This is a genomic window from Amnibacterium sp., from assembly GCF_025463795.1.
GTDB lineage: Bacteria > Actinomycetota > Actinomycetes > Actinomycetales > Microbacteriaceae > Amnibacterium.
Map to the genome: position 1 here is coordinate 1 of NZ_JAODBE010000165.1, position 26,109 is coordinate 26,109.

21 protein-coding genes are annotated in these 26,109 nt (G+C 73.8%); 9 read left to right on the top strand and 12 right to left on the bottom strand.

The window, feature by feature from the left end; all coding sequences use genetic code 11:
* The first annotated feature begins 110 nt into the window (after nucleotides 1–110).
* Nucleotides 111–1,292, top strand: coding sequence for a MarP family serine protease (locus tag JWQ92_RS13855; RefSeq protein WP_297345048.1), 1,182 nt, complete (start codon nucleotides 111–113; stop codon nucleotides 1,290–1,292).
* Here JWQ92_RS13855 and JWQ92_RS13860 read toward each other — a convergent pair whose 3' ends face one another.
* From JWQ92_RS13860 to JWQ92_RS13875, 4 genes are all read right to left on the bottom strand, one after another.
* Nucleotides 1,293–3,491, bottom strand: a complete 2,199-nt coding sequence (locus JWQ92_RS13860) for an AAA family ATPase (protein ID WP_297345049.1) — start codon at nucleotides 3,489–3,491, stop codon at nucleotides 1,293–1,295. It lies immediately after the preceding gene.
* A 59-nt stretch (nucleotides 3,492–3,550) separates the two neighbouring features.
* A complete protein-coding gene (locus JWQ92_RS13865; RefSeq protein WP_297345050.1) occupies nucleotides 3,551–4,690 on the bottom strand; it encodes a DUF4192 family protein in 1,140 nt (379 codons plus the stop codon).
* Nucleotides 4,691–4,789: 99 nt separating this feature from the next.
* The gene (locus JWQ92_RS13870) at nucleotides 4,790–5,317 is read right to left on the bottom strand and encodes an adenine phosphoribosyltransferase (protein WP_297345051.1); all 528 of its coding nucleotides are present in this window, start codon (nucleotides 5,315–5,317) and stop codon (nucleotides 4,790–4,792) included.
* 328 nt (nucleotides 5,318–5,645) lie between these two features.
* Nucleotides 5,646–6,014 carry an FKBP-type peptidyl-prolyl cis-trans isomerase gene (locus JWQ92_RS13875; RefSeq protein ID WP_297345052.1) on the bottom strand — a complete coding sequence of 123 codons (369 nt, stop codon included), beginning with the start codon at nucleotides 6,012–6,014 and terminating at the stop codon, nucleotides 5,646–5,648.
* Between the two features lie 32 nt (nucleotides 6,015–6,046).
* Between JWQ92_RS13875 and JWQ92_RS13880 the strand changes: the two genes are divergently transcribed.
* Both JWQ92_RS13880 and JWQ92_RS13885 read left to right on the top strand, forming a co-directional pair.
* Nucleotides 6,047–7,363 (top strand): MFS transporter, encoded by a 1,317-nt coding sequence (locus tag JWQ92_RS13880; protein ID WP_297345053.1) that lies wholly within the window; start codon nucleotides 6,047–6,049, stop codon nucleotides 7,361–7,363.
* Complete coding sequence (locus tag JWQ92_RS13885; protein ID WP_297345054.1) at nucleotides 7,360–8,100, top strand: M50 family metallopeptidase; 741 nt, start codon at nucleotides 7,360–7,362, stop codon at nucleotides 8,098–8,100. The genes JWQ92_RS13880 and JWQ92_RS13885 overlap by 4 nt, the downstream gene beginning before the upstream one ends.
* A 105-nt stretch (nucleotides 8,101–8,205) precedes the next feature.
* Here JWQ92_RS13885 and JWQ92_RS13890 read toward each other — a convergent pair whose 3' ends face one another.
* The gene (locus tag JWQ92_RS13890) at nucleotides 8,206–9,360 is read right to left on the bottom strand and encodes a PrsW family intramembrane metalloprotease (RefSeq protein ID WP_297345055.1); all 1,155 of its coding nucleotides are present in this window, start codon (nucleotides 9,358–9,360) and stop codon (nucleotides 8,206–8,208) included.
* A complete protein-coding gene (locus tag JWQ92_RS13895; protein WP_297345056.1) occupies nucleotides 9,357–10,232 on the bottom strand; it encodes an SMP-30/gluconolactonase/LRE family protein in 876 nt (291 codons plus the stop codon). Before JWQ92_RS13895 ends, JWQ92_RS13890 begins: the two co-directional genes overlap by 4 nt.
* Before the next feature lie 91 nt (nucleotides 10,233–10,323).
* Between JWQ92_RS13895 and JWQ92_RS13900 the strand changes: the two genes are divergently transcribed.
* On the top strand, nucleotides 10,324–11,121 hold the full coding sequence (locus JWQ92_RS13900; RefSeq protein WP_297345057.1) for an SDR family oxidoreductase: 798 nt from the start codon (nucleotides 10,324–10,326) through the stop codon (nucleotides 11,119–11,121).
* 7 nt (nucleotides 11,122–11,128) lie between these two features.
* Here the strand turns inward: JWQ92_RS13900 and JWQ92_RS13905 are convergent, their stop codons facing one another.
* Genes JWQ92_RS13905 through JWQ92_RS13915 form a run of 3 tightly spaced genes read right to left on the bottom strand, consistent with a single transcriptional unit; the run spans nucleotide 11,129 to nucleotide 14,730 of the window.
* Nucleotides 11,129–11,566, bottom strand: coding sequence for a hypothetical protein (locus JWQ92_RS13905; protein WP_297345058.1), 438 nt, complete (start codon nucleotides 11,564–11,566; stop codon nucleotides 11,129–11,131).
* 36 nt (nucleotides 11,567–11,602) lie between these two features.
* Entirely contained in the window at nucleotides 11,603–13,333 is a 1,731-nt protein-coding gene (locus tag JWQ92_RS13910; RefSeq protein WP_297345059.1) for a glycoside hydrolase family 15 protein, read from the bottom strand.
* On the bottom strand, nucleotides 13,330–14,730 hold the full coding sequence (locus JWQ92_RS13915; RefSeq protein WP_297345060.1) for an FAD-linked oxidase C-terminal domain-containing protein: 1,401 nt from the start codon (nucleotides 14,728–14,730) through the stop codon (nucleotides 13,330–13,332). Before JWQ92_RS13915 ends, JWQ92_RS13910 begins: the two co-directional genes overlap by 4 nt.
* A 28-nt stretch (nucleotides 14,731–14,758) precedes the next feature.
* Here JWQ92_RS13915 and JWQ92_RS13920 point away from each other — a divergent pair, with 28 nt between their 5' ends.
* Entirely contained in the window at nucleotides 14,759–15,253 is a 495-nt protein-coding gene (locus tag JWQ92_RS13920) for a DUF6328 family protein (protein WP_297345061.1), read from the top strand.
* A gap of 39 nt (nucleotides 15,254–15,292) precedes the next feature.
* Here the strand turns inward: JWQ92_RS13920 and JWQ92_RS13925 are convergent, their stop codons facing one another.
* On the bottom strand, nucleotides 15,293–16,144 hold the full coding sequence (locus JWQ92_RS13925; RefSeq protein WP_297345062.1) for a Ku protein: 852 nt from the start codon (nucleotides 16,142–16,144) through the stop codon (nucleotides 15,293–15,295).
* A 113-nt stretch (nucleotides 16,145–16,257) separates the two neighbouring features.
* Here JWQ92_RS13925 and JWQ92_RS13930 point away from each other — a divergent pair, with 113 nt between their 5' ends.
* From JWQ92_RS13930 to JWQ92_RS13945, 4 genes are read left to right on the top strand one after another with little or no spacing between them, the layout of a single operon-like run.
* Complete coding sequence (locus tag JWQ92_RS13930) at nucleotides 16,258–18,690, top strand: ATP-dependent DNA ligase (RefSeq protein WP_297345063.1); 2,433 nt, start codon at nucleotides 16,258–16,260, stop codon at nucleotides 18,688–18,690.
* A 12-nt stretch (nucleotides 18,691–18,702) separates the two neighbouring features.
* Nucleotides 18,703–19,932 (top strand): YihY/virulence factor BrkB family protein, encoded by a 1,230-nt coding sequence (locus tag JWQ92_RS13935; RefSeq protein WP_297345064.1) that lies wholly within the window; start codon nucleotides 18,703–18,705, stop codon nucleotides 19,930–19,932.
* Between the two features lie 44 nt (nucleotides 19,933–19,976).
* On the top strand, nucleotides 19,977–21,335 hold the full coding sequence (locus tag JWQ92_RS13940) for a phosphotransferase (RefSeq protein WP_297345065.1): 1,359 nt from the start codon (nucleotides 19,977–19,979) through the stop codon (nucleotides 21,333–21,335).
* An 11-nt stretch (nucleotides 21,336–21,346) separates the two neighbouring features.
* Nucleotides 21,347–23,440 (top strand): S9 family peptidase, encoded by a 2,094-nt coding sequence (locus tag JWQ92_RS13945; protein WP_297345066.1) that lies wholly within the window; start codon nucleotides 21,347–21,349, stop codon nucleotides 23,438–23,440.
* Nucleotides 23,441–23,461: 21 nt separating this feature from the next.
* Here JWQ92_RS13945 and JWQ92_RS13950 read toward each other — a convergent pair whose 3' ends face one another.
* Together JWQ92_RS13950 and JWQ92_RS13955 are read right to left on the bottom strand one after the other, a co-directional pair.
* A complete protein-coding gene (locus tag JWQ92_RS13950; RefSeq protein WP_297345067.1) occupies nucleotides 23,462–23,665 on the bottom strand; it encodes a hypothetical protein in 204 nt (67 codons plus the stop codon).
* A gap of 314 nt (nucleotides 23,666–23,979) precedes the next feature.
* Nucleotides 23,980–26,097, bottom strand: coding sequence for a DEAD/DEAH box helicase (locus JWQ92_RS13955; protein WP_297345068.1), 2,118 nt, complete (start codon nucleotides 26,095–26,097; stop codon nucleotides 23,980–23,982).
* Between the last annotated feature and the right edge of the window lie 12 nt (nucleotides 26,098–26,109).

Here is a 26,109-nt window from a genome sequence, read left to right on the forward strand (position 1 = left end):
GCCGAGACGGGCAGGAGCGTTCGCCGGGATCCGCCCGTCGCGCAGGGCGGGACGGCGCCCGCCCAATACGCTGTCCGCTTCGCCCACTTGGTGGAAGGAGCCGAACGGCAGTGTCCGCGGTGCTCGACGTCGTCCTCGTGCTGCTCCTGCTCGGCTACCTGGTGCACGGCTACCGGCTGGGCCTGATCCGCAGCCTCGGCGCGCTCGCCGGCATCGCCGTCGGCGCGATCGCCGCCACACTGGTCGCGCCGCTGCTCGGCCGCCTCGTCGGTGACGGGGGCACGCGCGTGATCGTGACCATCGTCGCGGCGCTCGTGCTCGTCGCGATCGGGCACGCCGTCGGGGTCGGCATCGGCTCGCTCCTCGGCGGCCGCCTGCTGAAGAGCCCCCTCGGCATCATCGACCGCGTCCTCGGCGCGGCGGCGAACCTCGTGGTCGCCGCCCTCGTGATCTCCGTCGTCGCCGCGGTCGTCGCCGCCCTCGGCGTGCCGTTCCTCGCCCAGCCGATCGCGTCGTCCGCCGTGCTGCGCACGATCGGGGCGGTGACCCCGCCTCCGGTCCAGTCCGCGCTGGCGCAGCTCCGCAGCACCGTGCTCGCGAGCGGCATCCCGCAGCTCGGCGAGGCCTTCGGCGGCACGCCGGAGAAGCCGGTGGTGCCGGGCGTCGACACGGGTACGACCGCTCTGAAGCGCGCTGCGCGCAGCGTCGTGAAGGTGACGGGCACGGCGTACGCCTGCGGGCAGGACCAGAGCGGATCCGGGTTCGTGATCGCGACCGACCGTGTGCTCACGAACGCCCATGTGCTCGCCGGCGTCCGCTCCCCCGTGGTGCTCCGCGACGACGGCGCCGCCCTCGTGGGCCGGGTGACCTACTTCGACGCCACGTCCGACCTCGCCGTCGTCGCGGTGCCGGGCCTCGGCCGGCCGGCCCTCCCGCTCGACGGGGTGCCCGCCATCGGCACCACCGGCGTCGTCGACGGCTTCCCCTTCGGCGGCCCGTTCACCTCCGGCGGCGCCAAGGTGCTGCAGGTCGGCGACACGCGCGTCCCGAACGTCGAGGGCGGCGGCAGCTCGAACCGTTCGCTCGCCACGGTCGCCGCCGACGTCGAGCAGGGCAACTCGGGCGGCCCGCTGCTCACGACCACCGGGCACGTGATCGGGATCGTCTTCGCGAAGAGCTCGACCACGGCGGACATCGGCTACGCGATGACGCCGGCGCAGTTCCGCCCGGTCGCGGAGCACGCGTCCGCCGACACCAAGGCCGTGTCCTCGGGCGCCTGCACGAAGGGCTGATCAGGCCGGATCGACGAGCGCGAGCCGCTGGGTCGGCCGGGTGAGCGCCACGTAGAGCGCCCCACTGCCGCCGGACGCCGCGATGGCCTCCTGGTCGACGACCACGACGGCGTCGAACTCGAGACCCTTCGCCGAGCGGGCGCCGAGCACCGAGATGCCGGCACCGAGGCCGTCGGCACCGAAGCCGACCGGCTCGCCGAGCTCGGCGTCGAGCCGGTCGTGGAGCGGTGGGACGAGGCTGTCGGGGGCGATGACCGCCAAGGTTCCTGTCGCGTCGATCGCGCGGTCGTGGCGCACCGCGTCGAGGACCGCGGTCGCGAGGGCCACCGCGGGGACGCGGCGCACGTCGACCGGCCAGCGCCCGTCGCGCACCGACCGGCTGGGCGTGATCGGGAGGCCGTCCGCGAGCGCGCGACGCTCCGCGAGCTCCGTGATCTGCCGCGGCGTGCGGTAGTTCACGGTGAGGTGCTCGAGTCGGAACTCGTCGCCGAGCGCAGCGATCGCCTCCTCCCAGCTCGCGGCGGGCTCGGCGACCGACGCCTGGGCGAGGTCTCCGACGATCGTGAACGACCGCAGCGGGCACCGGCGGCGCAGGAGCCGCCACTGCATCGGCGTGAGCTCCTGCGCCTCGTCGACGACGATGTGACCGTAGGTCCAGGTGCGGTCCATGGCGGCCCGCTCCGCGGTGGTGAGCACGTCGCCGTGATCGGCGAAGTTCGCCGCGAGCGCGTCGGCGGTCACCATCCCTTCGACGCGCATGTTGCGGATCGCGGCCTCGGCGTTCTCGAGGTCGCGCTTGTGCTGCGCCTCCCGTGCAGCCCGGCGGGCGTCGCCGCCCGCGTCGAGCTCGCCGAGCAGCTCGGCGGCCTCGTCGAGCAGGGGCACGTCCGCGACGGTCAGCGGGGCGGCACGGTCCCGGGCGAGCAGCGCGCGGTCGGTCGGCGACAGCTCCTGGCTCACGGCGGCGAGGTAGGCGGGGCGGGCGTACAGGTCGCCGAGCAGCTTCTCCGGGGTGAGCGGGAGCCATGCGGTGTTGAGGAGCACCTTCACGTCCTGCGCCGTGCGGAGGTCCTCGCGGAGCATCCGCCGGTCCTCGTCGTCCACGGTGCCCCCGCGGTGGCCGACGACGTCGACGAGGAGGTCGGTGAGGTCGGCGAGCGCCTCTCGAACGAAGGTGACCCTGGCGACGTTGTGGGGCTTGCGGGTCTGCTGCGCCCGCCGGATCGCCCGCTGGATCAGCGCGGGCGGCACGGTGATCCGCTCGTTGTCCACGGTCACGATGACCGGCTCGACGGGGGCGACCTGCCGGGCGTGCACGGCCCGGCGCAGCACCTGCGCCATCGCGAGGCGGCCCTTGACCGCGGCGACGGCCGGCGCGTCCGCCGCGGAGGCGTCGATCCCCGGCAGGAGCTGACCGACGGTTCGGAGCACCACCCCGCTCTCGCCGAGCGAGGGCAGCACCTGCTCGATGTACTGCAGGAAGCTGCGGGACGGGCCGACGACGAGCACGCCGTTGCGGGCGAGCCGCTCCTTGTGCGCGTAGAGCAGGTACGCGGCGCGGTGCAGGGCCACGGCGGTCTTGCCGGTGCCGGGACCGCCGGCGACCACGAGGATGCCGCGGGCCTCGGAGCGGATGATGCGGTCCTGCTCCGCCTGGATGGTGGAGACGATGTCGTGCATCCGGCCGGTGCGCTGCGCGGAGAGCGCGGCGAGGAGCGCGGACTCGCCGGTGAGCGTCGTGTCGTCGGGGATGTGCTCCGGGTCGAAGACCTCGTCCTCGATCCCGGTGACCGCCCGTCCCCGGGTGGCGAGGTGGCGGCGGACCTTCACGCCGAGTGGCGTGGCCGCGGTGGCCTGGTAGAACGCGCTGGCCTGCGGCGCACGCCAGTCGAGCAGGATCGGCTGCTGGTCGTCGTCGCGGAGGCCGATGCGCCCGATGTAGCGGAGGGCGCCCTCGTCGGTCTGCAGCCGCCCGAACGCGAGGCGCTCGTCGACGTCGGTGAGCTGCCGGATGCGGTCCTCGAAGAGGCGGGCCATGGCGTCGCGCTCGCTGCGCGCCTGGTGGGTGCCGGTGGCGCCGGTGCGGCGGGTGCGTTCGAGCTCGGCCGCAGTCTCCTGCCGCAGGGTGTCGAGGCGGTCGTAGAGACCCGCGACGTACCGTTGCTCGCGGTGCAGCTCCGTCTCGGACGTGTCGGTCACGCGGGTTCCCTCCCGAATCGCGGCCATCGAGTCTATGTCGGCCGGGAGGGGCCGGCGGCTCAGGCGATGCGTCGCACCTGCTGCTCGAGCGACAGGCCCGGCTGGGTTCGGAACGCCCATTCGGGCAGCTCGCCGCGACGCAGCCTCGCGGCGAGGTGCAGCGCGAGCGGGTGACGGGGCTCGGTCTCGAGCGCGAGGTCGACGAATCCGCCCGCGAGGGAGCCGCGCCCGAGGGCCCAGTGGAGCCAGGCCGCGCACGCGGCGAGGGGTGCGCGCTCGGCGGGTTCGAGGTGCGCGAGCGCCGCGCGGACGGCGCGCAGCCCCGCCTCGATGCGCGGTACGTCCGGCCGACCGAGCTCGCCTCCGTCGAGCGCGGCCTGGGCGACGGCGTCGTCCTCGTCGCGCTCCAGCCAGGAGGCGCGGACCCGGTCGCCGAACGCCGGCCCCCAGGCGATGGCGAGCAACAGCTGCTCCGCGAGCGCGGGGACGTCGGCGAACGCGGCGAACGCGGCGAGGCACGGGCAGGGGTCGCCGCTGTCGTCGTGCGGGGTGAGCATGCCCTCGATCAGCGGCCCGGTGTCGAATCCGCGCGCGGCCCGGACGAGGAACGGCTCACCACGGCGGAACCCGGCGCCCTCGAGGCCGGCACCCGGCAGGTAGCCGTGGACGGGGCCGCCGGGGCCGGCCGGGCGCGTGCGCCAGGCGGCGAGCGCCTCCCGGAAGGCGGCACGTGCGGCCGGCCCGGGATCGGGGATGCGCAGCTCGGCGGCCGGGTCGAGGAGGTCGGGGGCATCCGGTCCGAGCTCGGCGAGCGGCTGCCGCCTACCGCCCGGCAGGTGCCCCCAGCCGTCCGCGCCGACGCAGAACGCGTCCTTGACGACGAGGCCCGCGGCCGCCGCGTGCCGGACCAGGAGCTGCACGAGGCGGTCCTGCGCCGCCGCGAACGGAGCGGCCGTGTAGACGACAGGGATGAGGCCGTCGACGCCATCGATCCGGCACAGCAGCCCGATGAGGTGGCGGGCGATCGCGTCGAGGACCGCCGGGTCGTCGGTGGCGGGCAGGTCGACCCGCATCGCCGAACCGGTGCGCTCGCGGGTGAATGCGACGAGCACGAGGCTCTCGGTCGGTGCGAATCCGACGAGCCGCGGGACGAGCCGAAGGAGGTCGACGGGTCGGGCTGCGCGGACGATCTCGGTCATGCGGGGCAGCCTGCCGGGGCGGCTCCCGCCACGAGGCGGGCGTGCGGGAGGGGCGTCGCGCCCGGCGTCCGGCGGGGCTGGGGAGGACGGGTTCGCGCGTCAGTCCAGGGAGGTGAGCGCCAGGACCTCGCGGCCGGCCAGCCGGTCGCGGCCGCCGAGGGCGGTCAGCTCGATGACGACGCCGATGCCGGCGACGACGGCGCCCGCGCGTTCCAGCAGGTCGCACGTGGCGGCGACGGTGCCGCCGGTCGCGAGCACGTCGTCGAGCACGAGCACCCGGGCGCCGACGGGGAACCGGTCCGGTCGCACCTCGAGCACCGCGGACCCGTACTCGAGGTCGTACGCGACGGCGAGGGTCTCGGGCGGCAGCTTGCCCCCCTTGCGGACGGCGAGCACCCCGCTGCCGCTCGCGTAGGCGGCGGCCGCGGCGAGGAGGAAGCCCCGCGCCTCGATGCCGGCGACGAGGTCGAACCGCCCGGCGAAGTGCGCGACGAGCTCGTCGGTGATGGTCCTGAGCGCTTCAGCGTCCGCCAGCGTGGGTGTGAGGTCCCGGAAGAGAACGCCCGGCCGGGGGAAGTCGGGCACGACCGCGGTGAGGCGGGAGATGAGCGCGGCGGCGTCCGTCACCCGCGCAACCCTAGGGCCTTCCCCGCAGCAGCGGCCCCGTGAACGGACCGGAACGATTCGCTCGACGACTCACGCGACCCGACCTCAGGAACCCGGAGCCGCGGGCCTCGCACGGCCCGCGGCGGAGCGCCAGCGACGCCGTGCCGCGCGAGGAGCGGCACGGCCATGAACGAGGAGCGGCACGGCAATGAACACAGATTCATCGCCCGGTGGTCGCGGCACTGCCTGCGACTCGCCCGGGCGATGAATCAACGGTGTCAGGATGCTCCCGCGTCGCGGATCCCGCAACCCTTTCCGGCGCGTCCCTGCGGGCGTTCGGAGGAACGCCTCAGGCGGAGAGCAGATCGATGACGAAGATCAGCGTTCGGCCGGAGAGCCGGTGCCCGGCGCCCGTGGGTCCGTAGGCGAGCTGCGGGGGCACGGTGAGCTTGCGGCGGCCGCCGACCTGCATGCCGGGGATGCCGCGCTTCCACCCCTCGATGAGGTTGTTCAGCGGGAAGGTGATGGACTGCCCGCGGCTCCAGGAGGAGTCGAACTCCTCGCCGGAGTCGAAGTCGACGCCGAGGTAGTGGACGGTGACGGTGCCGCCCGGTTTGGCTTCGGCCCCGTCGCCGGTCACGATGTCCTCGATGACGAGGTCCGCCGGGGCGGCCCCCGTGGGGGGATCGAGCTCGGGCTTGCTGTTCAAGTCGGTCATGAGCCGCAAGTCAATCGGAAGGGACGTGTGCGGTGGCTGAGTCGCGAGCGGGGCGCGGGTCGGGCCACCTCGTCGACCTCTCACCGCTTCGGGCGAGTCCGGCGTTCGCGCGCCTGTTCGCGGGACGGGCGATCGCGGGCATCGGAGGCCAGCTGACCATCGTCGCGGCGGGCCTCAACGTGTACACGCTGACGAGGTCGACGTTCGACGTGGCGCTGATCGGCGTCGTGGCGCTGGTGCCGACGATCCTCGCCGGGCTGTACGGCGGCATGCTCGCGGACGCGTTCGACCGGCGGGTGGTCGCCGTCTCGTCGGCCGTGGTGTCCTGGACGGCGTCGCTGGGCCTCGCGACCCTCTCCTGGACGGGTGCGCAGTCGACCCTCTCGCTCTACCTGCTCACCGCGCTGTCGGCCGTGGCCACGACCGTGCTCCTGACGACGGAGTCGGCGATCACCCCGCGTCTGCTGACGGCGCGCCTGCTGCCGGCGGCTGCGGCCCTGAACGGGATCGGCACCGGCATCGCGGTGACGCTGGGCCCCGCGCTCGCCGGTGTGCTCGTCGCGGCCGTCGGCTTCCCCTGGTGCTACTCGATCGACGCGGTGCTCTTCGTCGGCTCCCTGGCCGGGATCCTGACCCTGCCGGCGCTGCCGCCGGCGGCGCACGTGGACCGGCCGGGCCTCAAATCGCTCGCGAGCGGGATGCGGTTCCTCCGTGGCGCGGCGAACATCCGCACCACGTTCGTCGTCGACATCGTCGCGATGACGTTCGGGCAGCCGCGGGTGCTGTTCCCCGCGATCGGCGCGGTGCTGCTCGGGGGCGGATCCGTGACGGTCGGCGTGCTCTTCGCCGCGTTCGCGATCGGGGCGCTGATCAGCAGCGTCTTCTCCGGGCGGCTCGGCGGGGTGCGGCGGCAGGGGCTCGCCATCGAGCGCGCGATCGAGGGATACGGCGCGTGCATCCTGGCGTTCGGGGTGGTGCTCGCGGTCGTGGCGTTCGGGCGGGCGGGCGGCGAGGTCGGGCGGCCGCCCACGGTCGACCTGGCCGGGATCTGGATCGGGGCCGTGCTGCTCGCGGGCGCGGGCGCGGCGGACAACGTCAGCTCGATCTTCCGCTCGACGATCCTGCAGGCGGCGGCCCCCGACGACGTGCGCGGACGCCTGCAGGGCGTGTTCATCGTCGTGGTGACGGGCGGGCCCCGCGTCGGCGACTTCGTCACCGGGCTGATCGCGAAGACGGACCAGCTCTGGCTGCCCCCGGTGGCGGGTGGCCTGCTCGTGATGGCACTCGTCGCGGTGCTGGTGCGGCGCCGCGGCTTCCTCCGGTACGACGCGGCGGCGCCGACGCCGTGAGCGCCGTGGCGGCGGTGCTCTCCGCGATCCTCGGGCGGGTGCTCGCCCCCTCTCCGTCGCCCGGCACGCTCGACGACGTGGTCGCCGGGCTCGTCGTCGCCGCCGCGGTCGCCTGGCACCCGATGTGGCGGCGGCTCCGGCACGGGATCACGATCGTCCACGAGGCGGGCCACGGGTTCGCGGCCACGGTCACCCGGCGGCGGCTGGCGGGCATCCGGCTCCACTCGGACACGTCGGGGCTCACCGTCAGCGTCGGGCAGGCCCGCGGAGCGGGCATGGCGCTGACGCTCGCCGCGGGATACCCGGCTCCGTGTGGCGCCGGCGTCCTCGTCGCCTGGGCCGTCGGGGCGGGCCACGCCGCGCTGGCCCTGTGGGGCGCGCTCCTGCTCCTGACCCTCGTGCTCGTGCAGATCCGCAACTGGTTCGGGCTCTGGACCGTGCTGCTCTCCGGCGTGCTCGTCGCCGCTGCCACGTGGTGGCTCGATCCGATCTGGCGGATGCGGATCGCCCTGGCGCTCGCGGCGCTGCTGCTCCTCGGCGGCCTCCGGGCCGCGATCGAGCTCGGTGGCGCCCGCCGCAGGGATCGCCGGGGCACGTCCGACGCCGACCAGCTCGCGCGGATCACGGCGCTGCCCGGCGGCGTGTGGGCGGCACTCTTCGTGCTCGCCGGACTCGTCGCGCTCGCCGCGGGTGTGCTGCTGCTCGCGCCGCCCGGCCTCCTGCCGCATCCGGCCTGATCCGTCATCGCGCCGTTCCGGAGGGATGTGACGACACGCCGCCCCCACGAGCGCGGCGGCGGCGTGTCGCCCGGGAGCTCCGGAACGGCGCACCACCCGCGCGCGTCAGGAGACGAGGACGGCGCGGTCGGCGGTGATGCGGGTGAGCAGCTCCTGCTCGTCGGGGGTGCGGCCGACGCCGACCCTCGCCTTCAGCAGCCGCTGCCGCGCGTGGCCGAGGCGGGTCGCGTCGCGGACGAAGCGGATCATCGCCCGCCGCTTGCGCCGCCGGTCCGGCTGGAGGTCGGCCCACCGCAACGCGTGCCTACGGCCGGTCCAGGTGGACAGCAGGGCGACCTCGTCCGGCGTGAACCAGCCGGCCTCCGCGTACTCGCCGAGACGGGCCCGGGTGATCCGCCGCTCCCTGGCCCGTACGGCGAGCACGAGGCCGACCGCGAGCAGGAAGATGGGGACCTCGACCGTGAAGTAGTAGCCGATCGTGTTCCGGGCCGCGGCGAGGCCGCCGTTCCACAGGGCGTGCAGGATCGCGGCGGGGACCACCCCGATCACGAACCAGCCGATGGCGCCGAGCCGCCCGCTGCGCTCCGCGGCCCGGCCGAGGGCGAACCCGGTGCAGGACGTGAAGAGCGCGTGCGCGAAGGGCGAGAAGAGCCCGCGGGCGACGAACACGACCGCGAAGTCGGGACCGACGCCGTGCTCCGCGAGGGCGCGGCCGAAGTAGAGGATGTTCTCGCTGAACGCGAACCCGGCCGCGACGGTCGACGCGTAGACGATGCCGTCGACCGGGCCGTCGAAGTTGCGCCGGTTGAACCAGAGCAGCAGCAGCACGCCGAGGCCCTTCGCGCTCTCCTCGACGAGCGGTGCCTGGACCACGGCCTGCAGCACGGGATCCGGGTGCGCCCCCGCCGTCTGGGCGAGGACGATCTCCACTCCGAGGTCGAACAGCAGCGCGATGGCGACGGCGACGCCTGCGCCCCACAGCACCGCGAACAGCAGCGCCACCCGCGGCTCCGGCTCCCACCGGTCGATCCACCGCACGACGGCGAGCACGATCGCGAACGGCACGAGGGCCGCGGCGCCGGCGATCGCGACGCCGTCCGCCCCGAGCCCGCTCACGAGGTAGACGAAGACCGCCGCGACCGCGAGTGCCGCGATCGCGATGCCGAACGCCGCGGCGACCGCCGTGCCGACGTGCCGCGGCACCTGGGGCTCCGCCCAGATCGGCCTCTGGGGCGCGGACGGGCCGATGAGCGCGGTCATGTCGCCCGGAAGCGGCGCAGCGGCAGGCCGTGCACCGCCGTGTCGACGGCGAAGACGGCGCCCGACAGGGGTTCGGCCGCCCGCTCCTCGTCCGACATGCCGTCGCGGGCGGAGCAGACGAAGAGGGTGCCTCCGTCCTCGCCGCCGAAGCAGACCCCGGTGACCGCCTTCGTCGGCACGGTCACCCGCTCGAGCTCGCGACCCTCCGGGTCGAGCCGGAGCACCACGCCGTCGCCGTTCACCGCGGTCCACAGGCAGCCGTCGGCGTCGAGCACGGCACCGTCGGCGGAGTCGCCCGAGTGCAGCACGGTGAGCTCCCCCGGGCCGGTGTCCGGATCCCACGGGGCGCGGTAGATCGACTGCACGGCGGTGTCCGCGAGGTAGACCGTCGAGCCGTCGAGCGACCACTCGAGGCCGTTCGTGACGGCGAACCCGCCGAGGTGCACGACGGCACCCGTCCCGCTCACGCGGTACCAGTCGGCGTCCGCCTGCTCCGCGTCCATGGCGCCGACGAACAGGGCGCCCTGCGGATCCACCTTGCCCTCGTTCAGCCGCATGCCGTCGTTCGCGAGACGGACGCGCGCTAGCTCGGCGGTGATCCGCCCGTCGGCGTCGAGCCGCACGACCCGGTCCTTGAGCGCGGCGACGTAGCCGCCGCCCTCGGCGGCCTGGATGCAGGGCAGCGGCGCCGGGAGCTCGAACACCCGGTCGGCCGACCCGTCCGCCGGCCCCTCGCCCGGCGACACGTGCAGCAGCCCACGGCCGATGTCCACCCAGTGCAGCGCCCCGGCGTCCCAGAACGGGCTCTCGCCGAGCACCGCGGGGCCGGTCCGGAAGACCCGCGCCTCGCCCAGCACCACGTCGCCCGCCACGGGACAAGTGAAGGCCCCACGCTCTGGACGCGCCCTGGGAAGCCCCGGGAAGCGGCCTGGATCGCCGGCTGTCGCTTCCTAGGCTGCGCCCATGGATCTCGGCATCGCAGGAAAGACGGCCCTCGTGTTCGGTGGGGACTCGGGCATCGGCTGGCACACCGCGAAGCGGCTGCTCGAGGAGGGCGTGACGGTCGTGCTCTCGGACGTCGACCGGGCGACGCTCGACGCCGCAGCGACCCGCCTGGATGCGGACGACGGGCGCCTGTTCGCATTCGCCGCCGACGTGACGCGGCTCGCCGACCTGGCTGCGCTCCGGGGGCGGATCGAGGCGTCCGTCGGGCAGGTCGACATCCTCGTGCAGTCGTCGGGGATCACCGGGGCGCAGGGACTGTTCCACGAGATCGACGACGAGGGCTGGACGCGCACGCTCGAGGTCGACCTCATGGGTCCGGTGCGGATCGTCCAGACGTTCCTGCCGCACCTGCGGCGCGGCTGGGGCCGGCTCGTCCTCCTCGCCAGCGAGGACGCCGTGCAGCCCTACGACGACGAGATCCCGTACTGCTCCGCGAAGGCGGGCGTCCTCGCCCTGATGAAAGGGCTCTCCCGCACCTACGCGAAGGAGGGCCTGACGGTCAACGCCGTCTCCCCGGCCTTCATCGCGACGCCGATGACCGACGCGATGATGACGAGGTCGGCGGAGGAGCAGGGCGTCTCGTTCGACGAGGCGGTCGAGCAGATGCTCACCGAGAAGCGGCCGTTCATGGCGATCAAGCGACGCGGGGAGCCCGACGAGGTCGCCGCGGTGATCGCGTTCCTCGTCTCCGCGGGCGCCTCGTTCGTGAACGGCGCGAACTACCGGGTCGACGCGGGCAGCGTGGGGAGCATCTGACCGCGGGTCAGCCGTTCGTCGAGGCGCTCATGCCGATCAGCCACCCCGCGATCGGTGTCGGCTCCGCCGTCCCGGCGTCGATCTGCATCAGCACGAGCGCCGGCTGCACGGCGGCGAGCAGCACCGGGAGCGCGAAGGCGAGGCCGACGAGGGCGCGCCTCGCCTGACGGGGCCACCAGAACGGCGACGCGCCCGCCTCCTCCGCGATCCGCGCGAGCACCTGCACGGCCGCGGCGAGGGCCGCGAGCCCGAGCGGCACCCAGATGGTCGGATGCACCCGCACGGTGATGAGCACGCCGTCCCCGCCGAGGGCGCGGCTGAACGACCAGCAGGTGGACAGGGCGTACAGCACGGCCACGAGGGCCGCGAGGGGCCAGACCCGCTCCCCTCGGCGCGCCGCCTTGAAGAGGCGCTGCGCCTGGAGATCGACCGGTTCACTGGTCACGGTCGGATGATCCCACCTCCTGCTGGGGGAACGGCGTCAGCGGCCGAGCACGACGGAGGTCTCGAGCAGCATCGCATGCACGAACGCCTGCGGCAGGTTGCCGCGGAGCTGCCGCTGCTGCACGTCGAACTCCTCGGCGAACAGGCCGGGCGACCCGGCCGCCGCGCGGTTCCGCTCGAACCAGCGGAACGCCTCGATCTCGTTCCCGGCGGCGTGCTGGGCGAGCGAGACCATGAACCCGCACAGCAGGAACGCGCCCTCCGTCTCACCGAGGGGGCGGTCGCCGTGCTGGAAGCGGTACGCGTAGCCGTCGGAGGTGAGGTCGTCGAGCACGTGCTGCAGCGTCGCCAGGTTGCGGGGGTCGTCGGCGGGGAACGCCCCCCGCACGGCGGGCATGAGCAGCGCGGCGTCGGTGCCCTCGGTGTCCGGGTGGCGGCGCCAGTAGCCGTCGTGGTGCAGCGACCGGTCGGTCGCCTCCGCGGCGATCCGGTCCGCGACCTGGAGGTAGCGCGCCGCCTCCGCGGGCCCGTGCTCCTTGGCCATCGCGCGCAGGCCGGCGACGCAGATGAGCCGTGACTCGGTCCACCACCGCGGCTCCATCTCCCAGATGCCTGCGTCGTGCTCGTCCCACCGGTCGGCGATCGCCTGCTTGGCGATGTTCGCCGCGGTCCGCCCGTCGGAGTGGAGCAACCCCATCCGCTCCCCCGCCGCGAGCAGCAGCAGGCTGTCCCCGAACACGTCGAGCTGGAACTGCCGGTGGGCGCGGTTGCCCATCACGGATCGGCCGCCCGGGTAGCCCGGCAGCGCGAGCTCGTGCTCGTCGGGCATGACCTCCCCGTAGGAGGTGTACACGGGCTTCAGGTTCGGCCCGTCCTCGAGCAGCCGGGCGGTGACGAACTCGAGGGCCGGCTGCAGCAGCGAGGTGCCCTCCGCCGCCGCGTCGGCCAGGCCCGCGTAGCACTGGTCGCGGATCCAGGTGTAGCGGTAGTCGTAGTCGCGGGCGCCGCCGATGTTCTCGGGCAGGCTGGTCGTGGCGGCCGCGACCATGCCGCCGCCGCGGGAGGTGAGGCCGCAGAGCACCGCGTAGGCCTGCTGGGCGTCGCGCGGGGCGACCGATTGCGTCATGGCCGGCACACGGCCCCGCCAGGCGTCCTCGGTCGCGGGCCATGCGATGTCGGCCCGGAGGGGGGCCTCCGGCAGGTTCGTGCCGAGTTCCAGCACGAGGTCGCGCTGCCCGCCCGAGGCGAGCCCGGCTGTGAGCCGCAGCACGCCGTCCTCATCGGGCTCGGCCTCGGCGGCGCCGCCCAGCCGCCAGCGGATGCCGTCGGCGGTCCGGCCGTGCCAGAAGCCGCTGTCGTCGCGACGCACGTCCCGGGAGCGGCGGCGGCCGTAGGCGGCTCGCACGTCGAACTCGATCTCGACGGCGACGTCGCCGTCGGTCGCGTCGATGCGGCGCAGCAGGGTGAGCGAGTCGCGGGCGGCAGGCAGCGCGAGGGCGTCGACGACGTCGACGGAGGCGCCGCGTCCCTTCCAGCGGCTGCGGAAGATCAGCGTCCCCGGCTCGTAGCTGCCGCTCCACACGCTGACGCCCACGGGTCGCACGGCGAACGTGCCGCCCCCGCCGAGCAGCCGTGCGAAGACGGCGGGGCTCTCCCAGCGCGCCGCGCAGAGCCACGCGACGTTCCCATCCGGCGCGAGCACCGCCCCCCGCTCGCCGTCGGCGAGCAGCGCGAGGTCGCGGACGGAATGGGCGGCGAACTCGGTCACGAGGCCAAGAACACCTTGCCCGGGTTGAGGATCCCCTGTGGGTCGAACGCCGCCTTGATGCGTCGGGAGAGCGCGGTGACCTCGGGGCCGAGCTCGTCCTCGAGCCAGCGCCGCTTCAGCACGCCGACGCCGTGCTCGCCGGTGAGCGTGCCCCCGAGCTCGATGGCCGTGCGGAACAGCTCCTCGGCGGCCGCCCAGACGACGTCGGGATAGGTGCCCGGCTCGTGCGGGAGGCCGGGCGGGATCACGAGGTTCGGATGCAGGTTGCCGTCGCCCGCGTGGGCCACCGTCGGGATGGGCAGGCCGTACGTGGCGCTGATCCTCTCGATCGCGGCGAACATCGCGGGCAGGCGGGTGCGGGGCACGGCGACGTCCTCGATGAGCACCTCACCGAGGCGCGCGTACGCGGGGTGGGCGCTGCGCCGCACCTGCAGCAGGCGCTCCCCCGCCGCCTCGTCCGGGGCGAGCTCGGCGACGCCGCCGGCGGCCTCGATCAGCGCGAGGGCCGCGCGGCTCTCCGCGAGCGCGGCGGGCCCGTCCGTCTGCACGAGCAGGAACGCCCCGCGCCCGGCGAGCGACGGCATGTCCGGCACATCCGCCAGGTAGGCGTCGATGGCCGCGCAGCTGGCGGCGTCGAGCAGCTCGAGCGCGGCGGGCCGGAGCCCCGACGCGGTGATCGCGGCCGCCGCACCAGCGGCATCGACGACCGTCGGGAAGCCCGCGCCGATGGTCACGACGGGATCGGTGCTGCGCCGTCGCAGCTTCAGCGTCGCCTCCACGACGATCCCCAGCGTGCCTTCCGAGCCGATGAGCAGGGCGGTGAGGTCGTACCCGGTGACGCCCTTCACGGTGCGGTGGCCCGTGCGGATGAGTGTTCCGTCGGCGAGGACCACGGCGAGTCCGAGCACGCTCTCCCTGGTCACGCCGTACTTCGCGCAGAGCAGTCCGCCGGCGTTGGTGGCGATGTTGCCGCCGACGGTGGAGATCGCCCGGCTGGCCGGATCGGGTGGCCACCAGAGCCCGTGAGGCGCGAGCGCGGCCGCGAGGTCGTCGGTGACGACGCCCGGCTGCACGACGGCGAGCTCGTCGGCCGCGTGGATCTCGAGCACGCGGTCCATGCGGGCGACGTCGACGACGATCGAGCCCGCGGTGCCGACCGCGCCGCCCGCGAGCCCGGTGCCGGCGCCGCGCGGAACCACCGGCAGCCCGTGCTCGGAGGCGATCCGCATGGTCGCCTGCACGTCGGCGGTGTCCCGGGCGCGGACCGCGGCGAGCGGCACCTCGTCGGTCGTCCAGCCGCTCCGGTCGGTGCGGTACGCGGCGAGCGCCGCCGGATCGGTGGTGAGGGCCGGCCCCACCTCGTCTGCCAGGGCTTTCAGCGCGTGGGGTGCCGCCATCCGCTCAGCCTAGGTACGGTTCGGTGGCATGGCGGGGAGCAGGAACGACCAGCGCGACGCGGTGCCGGGCGACGGCCGCGACGAGACCGAGGCGGAGCGCCTCGACCGCAACTGGAACGCGCTGCTGCAGGAGCTGCGGGTGCTGGAGACCGGCACGCAGATCCTCACCGGCTTCCTGCTGACGGTCGCGTTCCAGCAGACGTTCTCGAAGCTCGATCCGGCCGAGGTGACGACCTACCTCATCACCGTGTCGCTCGCGGCCCTGGCGACGGTGCTCGTGCTCGCGCCCGTCCCGCTGCACCGCGGCCTCTTCCGGCAGCACCGGATGGACGTGCTCGTCCACTGGACGGATCGGATCCTCCGCGTCGCGCTCGCGGTGGCGGGCCTCGCGATCGTCGGCGTCGCCGTGCTCGTGTTCCACGTCGCGGCGGGGCCGGTCGCCGGGATCGTCGCGGGCGCCGTGATGTTCGTGATCATCGCCTCGCTGTGGCTCGCCCTTCCGGCGATGCTGCGCCGCGACTGACTCAGCCGAACCGCGCCTGGTACCGCTGCTGCTCCCCCATCACGCCCCGCGCTTGGCGGGGGTCTTCGTGCGCGTCTTCGACGTCGACGCGCGCTGCTCGGACGCCTCCCGGTTGGCGGCGACGGACCGGCGCAGCGCCTCCATGAGGTCGATGACCTCGCCGTCGCCCTTGCCCTCCGGCTGCTCGCCGAACGTGGCCTCGGTGTCGACCGACTCGCCGTGGGCGAGCTTCGCGTCGACGAGCTTCTTCAGCTGCACCTGGTACTCGTCCGTGTAGTCGGCGGGCGAGAAGTCCGACTCGAAGCTGCGCACGAGGGCCTCCGCCATCTCGAGCTCGCGCTGCTGGATGCGGATGTCGGTCTTCAGGGAGGGGAACTCGGCCTGCCGCACCTCGTCGTCCCAGAGCAGCGATTGGAGCAGCAGCACGTCGCCGTGCACGCGGAGCGCGCCGAGGCGGGTCTTCTGCCGCAGCGTGAACTGCACGATCGCGATGCGGTCCGCCTTCTCGAGCACGCGCTTCAGCAGCATGTAGGAGCGGGGGCTCTTCGAGTCGGGCTCGAGGAAGTAGTTCTTGTCGAGGCGGATCGTGTCGACCTGCTCCGACGGCACGAACTCGACGACGTCGATCTCGCGGCTCTTCTCGATCGGCAGGGTCTTCAGGTCCTCGTCGGTGATCACGACGGTGCGGTCGCCGGCGTCGTACGCGCGGTCGATGTGCTCGTAGTCCACGATGCGGCCGCAGACCTCGCAGCGCCGCTGGTAGCGGATCCGGCCGCCGTCGGCGTCGTGGACCTGATGCAGCGAGAGGTCGTGGTCCTCGGTCGCGGCGTAGAGCTTCACGGGCACGTTCACGAGTCCGAACGTGATGGCACCGCGCCAGATGCTGCGCACGAGACCGCCTCCAAGATGGGTAATCGCCTGGTGGAGGGCCAGTATGGCGGTTCCCGCGGCGTTCCCGCAGGTCGTCTCAGCAATTCAGGAGCCATCCAGGCCACGCTCATCCCATGGCCGGGAAGGATGCGGAGCGCCGGATCGTCGACGTCGACGGGCGTCGCGTCACCCTGTCGCGTCTCGACAAGGTGCTCTACCCGTCGACCGGGTTCACCAAGGGCGACGTGCTCGCCTACTACGCCGAGGTGGCCGACGCGCTCGTGCCGCTCGCCGCGGGACGGCCGGTGACGCGCAAGCGCTGGCCCGACGGCGTGGGCACGGCGGAGGCTCCCGGTGACGTGTTCTTCGTGAAGAACCTCGAGCCGCACGCGCCGGAGTGGATCGAGCGCAGGCGGATCCCCGGCGAGTCGCGGGGCAACGTGTACCCGCTGCTCGAGGACCGGGCGACGCTCACCTGGCTCGCCCAGCAGGCGACGCTCGAGATCCACGTGCCGCAGTGGCGGTTCGAGCCGGACGGCAGCGCGGGGCATCCGGATCGGCTCGTGCTCGACCTGGACCCGGGCGACGGCGCCGGGCTCGCGGAATGCGCGGAGGTCGCCCGCCTCATCCGCCCGATCATCGAGCACATGGGCCTCACGGCCGTGCCGGTGACGAGCGGGTCGAAGGGCATCCACCTCTACGCCGCGCTCGACGGCGCCTGGACCTCGGATCAGGTCACCGAGGTGGCCCACGAGCTGGCCAGGGCCCTCGAGGCCGACCACCCGGACCTCGTCGTCTCCGACATGAAGAAGACCCTGCGCACCGGCAAGGTGCTGGTCGACTGGAGCCAGAACCGGGCGGCCAAGACGACGCTCGTGCCGTACTCGCTGCGCGGAACCCTGCGGCCGATGGCCGCCGCGCCGCGCACCTGGGAGGAGCTCGACGATCCGGCCCTCGGGCACCTGACGCCCGGCGAGGTGCTCGAGCGGCTGCGCAGCGCCCCGGACCCGCTCGCTCCCCTGCATCCGGCGGAGGACCGGCTCGCCCGCTACCGGGCGATGCGGGACGCCGGGCGGACGCCCGAGCCCGGCGTCTCCGTGGCGGCGCCGACGGTCGGCGCGGGGAACGCGTTCGTGATCCAGGAGCACCACGCGCGCCGCCTGCACTGGGACTTCCGCCTCGAGCGGGACGGCGTGCTCGTCTCCTGGGCGCTCCCGCGCGGCGTGCCGGGCCTCGGCGAGCGGAATCACCTCGCCGTGCACACCGAGGACCATCCGCTCGACTACGGCTCCTTCGAGGGCGAGATCCCGAAGGGCGAGTACGGCGGCGGCAGCGTCACCATCTGGGACTCCGGCACCTACACCGCCGAGAAGTGGCGGGACGACGAGGTCATCGCCACGCTCACCGGCCGCGCGGACGGCGGCCTGGCCGGGGAGCCCGTGCGGGTCGCCCTCGTCCGCACCGGGGAGCCCGCCGATGCGGAGGCGGCCGCTCCCGGCGGCGAGCACGCCGGCGAGCAGTGGCTCATCCACCGGATGGCGCTGTCGACCACCGTCGACGCGAAGCACCCGCCGACCGGCGATCCGCTCCCGAGGCCGGTGAAGCCGATGCTCGCCACCGGGAACGGCCGCCCGATGCCGTCCGAGCGCTGGTCGCTCGAGATGAAGTGGGACGGCGTGCGCGCGATCGCCGAGCTCACGGCGCGCGGCGTCGTGCTGACGAGCCGCAACGAGCTCGACCTGACCGCCACGTACCCGGAGCTGGGCGCGCTCGCCGGGGCGGTCGAGGCGGAGTCGGCGGTGCTCGACGGGGAGATCGTCGCCCTCGACGAGCACGGCACGCCCAGCTTCGCCCTGCTGCAGCAGCGCTTCGGGCTGACCCGGCCGGGCGACGTCGAACGGGTGCGGCGGACCGCACCCGTGCACCTCTTCCTCTTCGACCTGCTCGAGCTCGACGGGGCGGGCCTCACCGACCGCCCCTACCGGGAGCGGCGAGCACTGCTCGAGCGGCTCGTCACACGCACCGGGCCGGTCGAGGTGCCGCCGGTCGTCGCCGACGCCACCGGGACCGACCTCGGACCCGTCGTCGACGACGCGATGGCCACCAGCCGCCGTCTCGGGCTCGAGGGCGTCGTCGCGAAGCGCAGCGACGGCGCGTACCTGCTCGGCGCGCGGAGCGGCGACTGGCTGAAGCTGAAGCACGAGCGGGCGCAGGAGGTCGTGGTCGGCGGCTGGAAGCCCGGGGCCGGCCGCCGCGAGGGCGGCGTCGGCGCGCTCCTGCTCGGGGTGCCCACCGGCGACGGGCTCGCCTACGTCGGCAAGGTGGGCACCGGGTTCACCGACAAGGACCTCGACGCCATCGGCGCGCTCCTGCGGGAGCGCGAGCGGGCGACGTCACCGTTCCTCGACGTGCCCCGGCCGGACGCGAGGGACGCCCGGTGGGTGACCCCCGACCTCGTCGGCGAAGTACGATTCGCCGAGTGGACGGCCACCGGCCGGCTCCGGCAGCCGAGCTGGCGCGGATGGCGTCCCGACAAGCGGCCCGCGGACGTCGTCCGCGAGGGGTGAGGCGGCCCGCCGATGACGGATCCGGGCGCAGGACGCGCAGCCGGACCCGATCGCGGCCTGCTGACGGTCGCGGAGTGGCGGCACGTCCTCCGCCGCACCTGGCTCGGCTTCCTGCGGCATCGCGGCGTCGACGCCGGCGCAGCGCTCACCTACCTGTCGTTCCTCGCGCTCTTCCCGATCGCGCTGTCGGCCGTCTCGGCGCTCGCGCTGGTCACCCACCGCGGCGAGGCGGACGCGACGATCCTCGCGGTCATGTCGGCGGTCGCCCCGCCGTCCGGGGTGGAGGCGCTGCGGGAACCGCTCCGGGCGCTCGCGACCATCCCGCTGCCGGGCCTCGCCCTGACGATCGGCGTGCTGCTCACGATCTGGGCGGTCTCGGCGTACGCGGCGTCGTTCGGCCGCGCCCTGAACGCCCTCTACGGGGTCGAGGAGGGGCGGCCGGTCTGGAAGGTGCGCGCGACGATGCTGCTGCTCGCCGTCCCGCTGACCGCGGGCGGCGCGCTCGTCGCGACCATCGTGCTGACCACGCCGCGGCTCGGCAGGGCCGTGGCCGCGACCGCATCCGTCGACGACGACTGGAGCCTCGCGGGGCAGGTGCTGAAGTGGCCGCTGCTGCTCGCCGTGCTCGTCCTCATGCTCGGCGCCCTCTACCGGTGGACGCCGAACGTGCGACGGCACCGCGGTCCGATCAGCTTCGGGCCCGCCCTCGCGATCGCGGGCTGGGCGGTCACGAGCAGCGCCTTCGCCCTCTACGTGACCCGGCTCGGCAGGTTCAGCGTCTACGGCTGGATGACGGGCGCGCTCGTCATCACGCTGTACCTGTTCCTCTCCAACCTGATGCTCGTGCTCGGCGCGAGCCTCGACATCGAGGTCGTGCGGATGCATCAGATCCGTGCCGGAACGGCCGCCGAGCACACGCTCTCCGTCGTCGTGCGCGACGCGAAGCGCAGCACCAGCCTCGCCGAAAGGATGGCGCGCGCCGAGGACGAGAGCCGCGCGCTGCGGGTGGCCGCGGAAGCGCGGGCCGCCCGCCGCGCCACGCAGGGCAGGCGGTCGCCACGTCCGGCCGCATCGGCCGCGCCGATCCCCCGGACAGTGGCGACGCTCGATCGGTACGGTGGCGGTATGACGGCACGGCAGGGCGACCCGGACCTCCCCGACGAGGACGAGGTCGCGCACGACTTCTCGATCCCGGCCGACGCGGACGTCGAGACGGGCGCCGAACCCGATCAGCCCGCCTGAGCGGCTCGGAGCGGGCGCGGAACCCGCGTCGGTAGGTTGCAGGGATGGGGATCCTCGAGGACGCCGGCCGCACGGTCGCGACGCCGCGGCTGACCGCCTGGATCGCGCGGCAGCGCTGGTTCGCCAACCACGCGCCCGACCCGCACCTCACCGTTCTCGGCTCCTTCGCCCTCCACGTCGCCGGCGCCGAGGCCCGCACGCTGCTCGTGCAGGACCACTCCCCCGACGCCCGGGCGCTCTACCAGGTGCCGCTCGTCAGCCGGCCCGAGGATCCGGACGGCATCGACCTCGGTGACTCGGTCGTCGTCGACGGGCCCCGAGACCGCGCCTGGGCCGCCGCCCTCGTCGGGCTCGCGCTCGGCGGCGGGACCGCCGGCGAGGGCGGCGAGGTCAGCGCCCTCGGCGAGCGCCTCGGCTGGCTCGGCCCGCCACCGACCGTGACCGGTGCCCGGGTGCTCTCCGGCGAGCAGTCGAACACCTCGGTCATCGTGACGACGGCGACGCCGGACGGCGACCCCGGGCCGACCGTCATCGTGAAGGTGTTCCGGGCCCTGCACCACGGGGAGAACCCCGACGTGGTGCTGCAGTCCGCGATCGCGGGCGCCGGGTCCGGCCGGGTCCCCGCCACGTACGGCGCCGTGCTCGGCGAGTGGCCGGATCCCGGCCGTGCCGACGGCCGCGCGCGCGGCCACCTCGCGGTCGCGCAGGAGTTCCTGGCCGACACCGAGGACGCCTGGCGCGTGGCGCTCGCCGCCGCCCGCGGCGGGGTCGACTTCGCCCGACCCGCCCGTGACCTCGGCGCGGCCACCGCGGAGGTGCACCAGGTGCTCGCGGCCGCCCTGCCGACGGTGCCCGCCGGCCCCGAGGCCAAGCGCGCCCTTCTCGCAGGGATGCGCGCCCGCGCCGAGCAGGCCGTCCGCGCGGTCCCGTCGCTCGCCGGATCGGAGGACCGCATCGACGCGGTGCTGTCCGCCGCCGAGGCCGACGACTGGCCGCCCTTCCAGCGCATCCACGGCGACTACCACCTCGGTCAGGTGCTGTCGGTGCCGGACCGCGGCTGGGTGCTGCTCGACTTCGAGGGCGAGCCCCTGCGACCGATGGCCGAGCGCAGCGAGGCCGACACGCCCCTGCGGGACGTCGCCGGCATGCTCCGCTCCTTCGACTACGTGGCCGGCACCCTCGAGCTGGAGGACGCCGACCCGTCCGGCCGCGCCTGGGCCGACACCGCCCGCGACGCCTTCCTCGAGGGCTACGCCGGTCGGCTCGGTGAGCCGCTCGAGCCGCGCGCCCGGCTCCTCGCGGCCCTCGAGCTCGACAAGGCGCTCTACGAGTGCGTCTACGAGGTCCGCAACCGCCCCGCCTGGCTCCCCATCCCGGAGCGCGCCGTCCACCGCCTCGCGTGAAGGAGCACCACTTGACCGATCCGCCGCCCGTCGCCGACCGCCGGCCCACCACCCGCACCCACCACGGCGACGCCGTCGTCGACGAGTACGAGTGGCTCCGCGACAAGGACGACCCGGCCGTGATCGCCCACCTGACGGCTGAGAACGCCTACACCGACGGGCGCCTCGCTCCCCTCGAGCCGGTGCGCCAGGCCATCTTCGACGAGATCAAGGCGCGCACGAAGGAGACCGACCTCTCCGTCCCGACGCGCGAGGGCGGCTGGTGGTACTACAGCCGCACGCAGGAGGGCTTCCAGTACGCCCGGCACCACCGCGCTCCCATCGCCGGCCCGGACGACTGGACGCCGCCGCAGCTCGAGGACGAGGTGCCCGGCGAGCAGCTGCTGCTCGACGACAACGCCGAGGCGGAGGGCCACGACTTCTACGCGCTCGGGAGCTTCGACGTGTCGCTGGACGGCACGCGGATGCTCTGGGCGGTCGACACCGAGGGTGACGAGCGGTACACGCTGTTCGTGAAGGACCTCGCCACCGGTGAGCGCTTCCCCGACGTCATCGAAGGAACGATGCCGGGGGGCATGTTCGCCCCCGACGGGCGGTCCCTCTACTACACGACCTGCGACGAGGCCTGGCGGCCCGACACCGTCTGGCGGCACGAGCTCGGCGCGACGGGCCAGGACGAGCAGGTCTTCACGGAGGAGGACGAGCGCTACTGGGTCGGCATCGGGATGACCCGCAGCCGGCGCTACCTGGAGATCGGCGTCGGATCGAAGATCACGAGTGAGTCCCTGCTGCTCGACACGCAGGATCCGGACGCCGGCTTCCGCGTCGTCTGGCCGCGGCGGGAGGGCGTGGAGTACTCGGTCGAGCACGCGGTGATCGACGGGGAGGACCTGCTGCTCGTCCTGCACAACGACGGCGCGGAGAACTTCGAGCTCGTCGCCGTGCCGCCCTCGGATCCGGGTGCCGAGCGCCGCGTGCTCATCCCCCACCGCGAGTCGACGAGGCTCGAGGACGTCGACGCCTTCGCCGGCTTCGTCACCGTCTCCTACCGCCGGCACGGGCTGGCCCGGATCGGCCTGCTCAGCGGCGACCCGGAGCGGGAGGACGCGATCGAGGAGATCGAGTTCGACGAGCCGCTGTTCACCGCGGGCTTCGGGGCGAACCCGGAGTGGGATCAGCCGACGCTGCGGATCGGCTTCACCTCGATGGTCACGCCGTCGACCGTGTTCGACTACTCCGTCGCGTCGAAGCATCTGCGGCTGCTGAAGCAGCAGCCGGTGCTCGGCGGCTACGACCCGCTGAAGTACATGGAGCGGCGCGAGTGGGCGCTGGCGGAGGACGGCACGCAGATCCCGATCTCGCTCGTCGGCGCCGCCGAGCTCTTCGGCGAGCCCGAGCGCCCCTCGCCGATGCTCCTGTACGGGTACGGGTCGTACGAGGCCAGCATCGACCCGTCGTTCTCGATCGCCCGGCTGTCGCTGCTCGACCGCGGGGTCGTGTTCGCGATCGCGCACGTGCGCGGGGGCGGTGAGATGGGCCGCCGCTGGTACGAGGAGGGCAAGACCCTCGCGAAGCGGAACACGTTCACCGACTTCGTCGCGGCCGCGCGCCATCTCGTGACGGAGGGCTACACGAGCCCGGAGCTGCTGGTCGCCGAGGGCGCGTCCGCGGGCGGTCTGCTGATGGGCGCGGTCGCGAACCTCGCGCCGGAGCTGTTCGCGGGGATCCACGCCGGGGTGCCGTTCGTCGACCCGCTGACGTCGATCCTCGACCCGACGCTCCCGCTGACCGTGATCGAGTGGGACGAGTGGGGCGACCCGCTCCACGACCCGGAGGTCTACCGGTACATGAAGTCGTACTCGCCCCTCGAGAACGTGGCCGAGCATCCGTATCCGCGGATCCTCGCGACCACGAGCCTCAACGACACCCGGGTGCTCTACGTGGAGCCCGCGAAGTGGGTGGCGCGGCTGCGGGAGGTCGGGGCCGACGTGCTGCTGAAGATCGAGATGAGCGCCGGCCACGGCGGTGTCAGCGGCCGGTACGCGGCCTGGCGGGAGCGCGCCTTCGAGCTCGCGTGGATCCTGGACGTGCTCGGGCTGGCCTGAGACGCTGCCCCGACGCCCGCCTCAGGCGTCGAAGGTCGTGCCGCAGCCGTCGCAGGTGAACGACGCGGTGTCGGAGTGCACCTCGACCACGTTCATCGAGCGGCAACCGGCGATCGGGCACGTGCCGTGGACGGTCACGGAGGCCGTCCCGGGTCCGTGCAGCGCTTGCAGCGAGTGTCGGGCTCGGCCGACTGCGTCGACCATGGTGCCCAGCGTGTCCGTCATGAGGGTCCCCGTTCCGTCGTCGGGGCACGCTACGGCGGCGGGCGGCGGCGCGTCGAGTGCACACGGCGTGGCGGAACGCAACCCCTTGCGGATCCACAGGTTCACTGCTTCGCGCTGATCGCAGCGCTGCGAGCACGGCCGCGTGGACGGCCGCCCCCTCATGCAGGATCTTCCGGTACGTGATCCGCGGCACGCGATAGCGCTGCAGGGCCGCCGTCCCGTCTGCACCCGGATGTGCCGAGCGCATGCGGAGAGCGGCCGTCAGGCCCCTTCCCCGTCCAGGTGCAAGCACCCGGGACCGAGCCGGGCGTCGGTCAGCGGAGCGCGTCGGTGAGCAGCCCGATGAGCGCGTCGAGCTGCACGGACGTCTCCGCCTGCACCTCGCTGTCGTCGCCGTCGAGGGCGCGGGCGGCGAGGGACGCCTTCGCGTCGACGAGCTCGGCGATCTTCGCGTCGATCGTGTGCGCCGCGATGATCCGCCAGGCGGTCACCGGCTCGTCCTGCCCGATGCGGTGGGTGCGGTCGATGGCCTGCTGCTGCTCGGCGGCCGTCCAGGACAGCTCGGCGATCACGACGTTGGAAGCGACCTGCAGGTTGAGGCCGACGCCCGCTGCGGTCAGCGAGCAGACCGCCGCCTTCACCGACGGGTCGGTCATGAAGGCGTCGACCTCGCGCTGCCGCTGCAGCGTGGTCTGGTCGCCGCGGATCGAGATGCTCTTGATGTCGCGGCGGGCGAAGGTGGCCTCCGCCTGGTCCATCACGTCGATGTGCTTCGCGAACAGCACGACCTTGCCCACGCTGCGGGCGAGCTGCGTCGCGTAGTCGGCGGCGAGCACCGCTTTCGCCTGCCCGATCTTGCGGACCATCGTGAAGATGTTCTCGCCGGTGGTGGCGGCGCGGGACTCCTCGAGCTCCGCTTCGGCGACCATGCGGACGAGTCCCTTCCGGTCCTCGTCGCTGGTGGGCTTACGGGCCGACACCAGTGCGCGGTAGCGGGAGACGAGGCGCTGCGCGAGCTCGCGCTCCGACTGCTTGATCGAGCGGCCGAGGTCGTCGTCGAGCTCGACGGGCAGGTCGACGACCCGTTTCGCGGGCAGGTCGGCGGCCACATCGATCTTGCGGCGCCGCACGATGCCGAGGTCGATGACGGACTGCCGCGCGGCGGGCAGGAAGCCGGGATCCGCGGGCGTGAGCCCGATCTCCTCGAGCGCCGCCATGAGCTCCGGTCGCGGCTTCGCGTCGTCGATCCAGCCGAGGAACTGCCAGATGGCCTTGAAGTCCTCGGTCGAGTTGATGACCGGCGTTCCGGTGAGCGCCATCATCAGCGGGTCGTGGCGCCGCTCGCGCATGGCCGCGGCGAGCGACAGCACGAGCTTCGAGCGCTGCGAGCCGAGGTTCTTGATGAAGTGCGCCTCGTCGACGACCATGCCCTTGAAGCCGAGCGTCTTCAGCCAGCCGGCGTGCCGGTCGAGCACCTCGTAGTTGATGATGACGACGTCCGCGAAGGCGTCGAGGTCCTCGCCGTCGCCGTGGATCACGGTGGAGGTGCGCTGCGGCGTCCACTGCGCCACCTCGCGGGCCCAGTTCATCTTCACGACGTTCGGCACGACCGCCAGCAGCGGGTAGGCGTCGGCGACGGATGCGGCGATGAGGCTCTGCGCCGTCTTGCCGAGGCCGGGCTCGTCGGCGAGCAGGAAGGTGCGGTGCCCCTCGGCGACCGCCGCGATGAGCTGCGCCTGGTGATGCATGAGCGGCTTGCCGGGCGGCGCCCAGCGCGGGTTCGCCGGCGGCTCCGGGAGCTCCATGCTCGTGACGGATCCGCCGCGCTCGAAGGCGCGGAACAGCGGGCCGAGCAGCTCCCAGTTCGCGAGCCGGCGCGTGAGGTGCGGGGTGGTGCCGAGCGCGAAGTCGGGCGCGAGGAAGGGGTTCGCGAGCTGGCGGGCGCGCACGGAGACGGGCATCACCTGGCGCTCGGCGAAGGGGTCCGCGGGGCCGGACAGCTCGGGCGCGGGCTCGTCCGGGACCTCGTAGCCGGCCTCCTCGAGCATCCGCCGCTTCAGGGACCGCGCGGCGTCGGAGGTCGGGTGGTTCGGCTCCAGCAGGGCGATGAGCGACGTGTCGCGGGCCGCGGTCTTGGCGAGGATCGTCGCCACGCCGTCGAGCCGCTTCAGCGTCTCGGCGCGGGCCTCCTCGGACAGCTCGGGGTCGGTCTTGGCACGGGCGCGCTCCTCGCGGACGAGCAGCGCGATTACCTGGTACTTCGTGCGGCCCGACGGACTCACGGGACCGCGCGACGCGGCGGTCTCCACTTCCCGCACGGCCCGGGCGAGCACGGGGATGAGCCCGGTGTTGTCGAACGGGCCCTTCTTGGGCGCGCGGGTACGGGTGGCGGTCGCCGACGGTCGAGCCAAGCTGGTCTCCTGAGTGCACATCCGCGCCCTGGC

Excerpts from the sequence above, each read along its gene's own strand:
- JWQ92_RS13865 (WP_297345050.1), bottom strand. The coding sequence starts at position 4,690 with ATGACCGAGATCGTCCGCGCAGCCCGACCCGTCGACCTCCTTCGGCTC.
- JWQ92_RS13890 (WP_297345055.1), bottom strand. The coding sequence starts at position 9,360 with ATGACCGCGCTCATCGGCCCGTCCGCGCCCCAGAGGCCGATCTGGGCG.
- JWQ92_RS13950 (WP_297345067.1), bottom strand. The coding sequence starts at position 23,665 with ATGACGGACACGCTGGGCACCATGGTCGACGCAGTCGGCCGAGCCCGA.
- JWQ92_RS13875 (WP_297345052.1), bottom strand. The coding sequence starts at position 6,014 with ATGACCGACTTGAACAGCAAGCCCGAGCTCGATCCCCCCACGGGGGCC.
- JWQ92_RS13935 (WP_297345064.1), top strand. The coding sequence starts at position 18,703 with ATGACGGATCCGGGCGCAGGACGCGCAGCCGGACCCGATCGCGGCCTG.
- JWQ92_RS13940 (WP_297345065.1), top strand. The coding sequence starts at position 19,977 with ATGGGGATCCTCGAGGACGCCGGCCGCACGGTCGCGACGCCGCGGCTG.
- JWQ92_RS13955 (WP_297345068.1), bottom strand. The coding sequence starts at position 26,097 with ATGTGCACTCAGGAGACCAGCTTGGCTCGACCGTCGGCGACCGCCACC.
- JWQ92_RS13900 (WP_297345057.1), top strand. The coding sequence starts at position 10,324 with ATGGATCTCGGCATCGCAGGAAAGACGGCCCTCGTGTTCGGTGGGGAC.
- JWQ92_RS13930 (WP_297345063.1), top strand. The coding sequence starts at position 16,258 with ATGGCCGGGAAGGATGCGGAGCGCCGGATCGTCGACGTCGACGGGCGT.
- JWQ92_RS13915 (WP_297345060.1), bottom strand. The coding sequence starts at position 14,730 with ATGGCGGCACCCCACGCGCTGAAAGCCCTGGCAGACGAGGTGGGGCCG.
- JWQ92_RS13920 (WP_297345061.1), top strand. The coding sequence starts at position 14,759 with ATGGCGGGGAGCAGGAACGACCAGCGCGACGCGGTGCCGGGCGACGGC.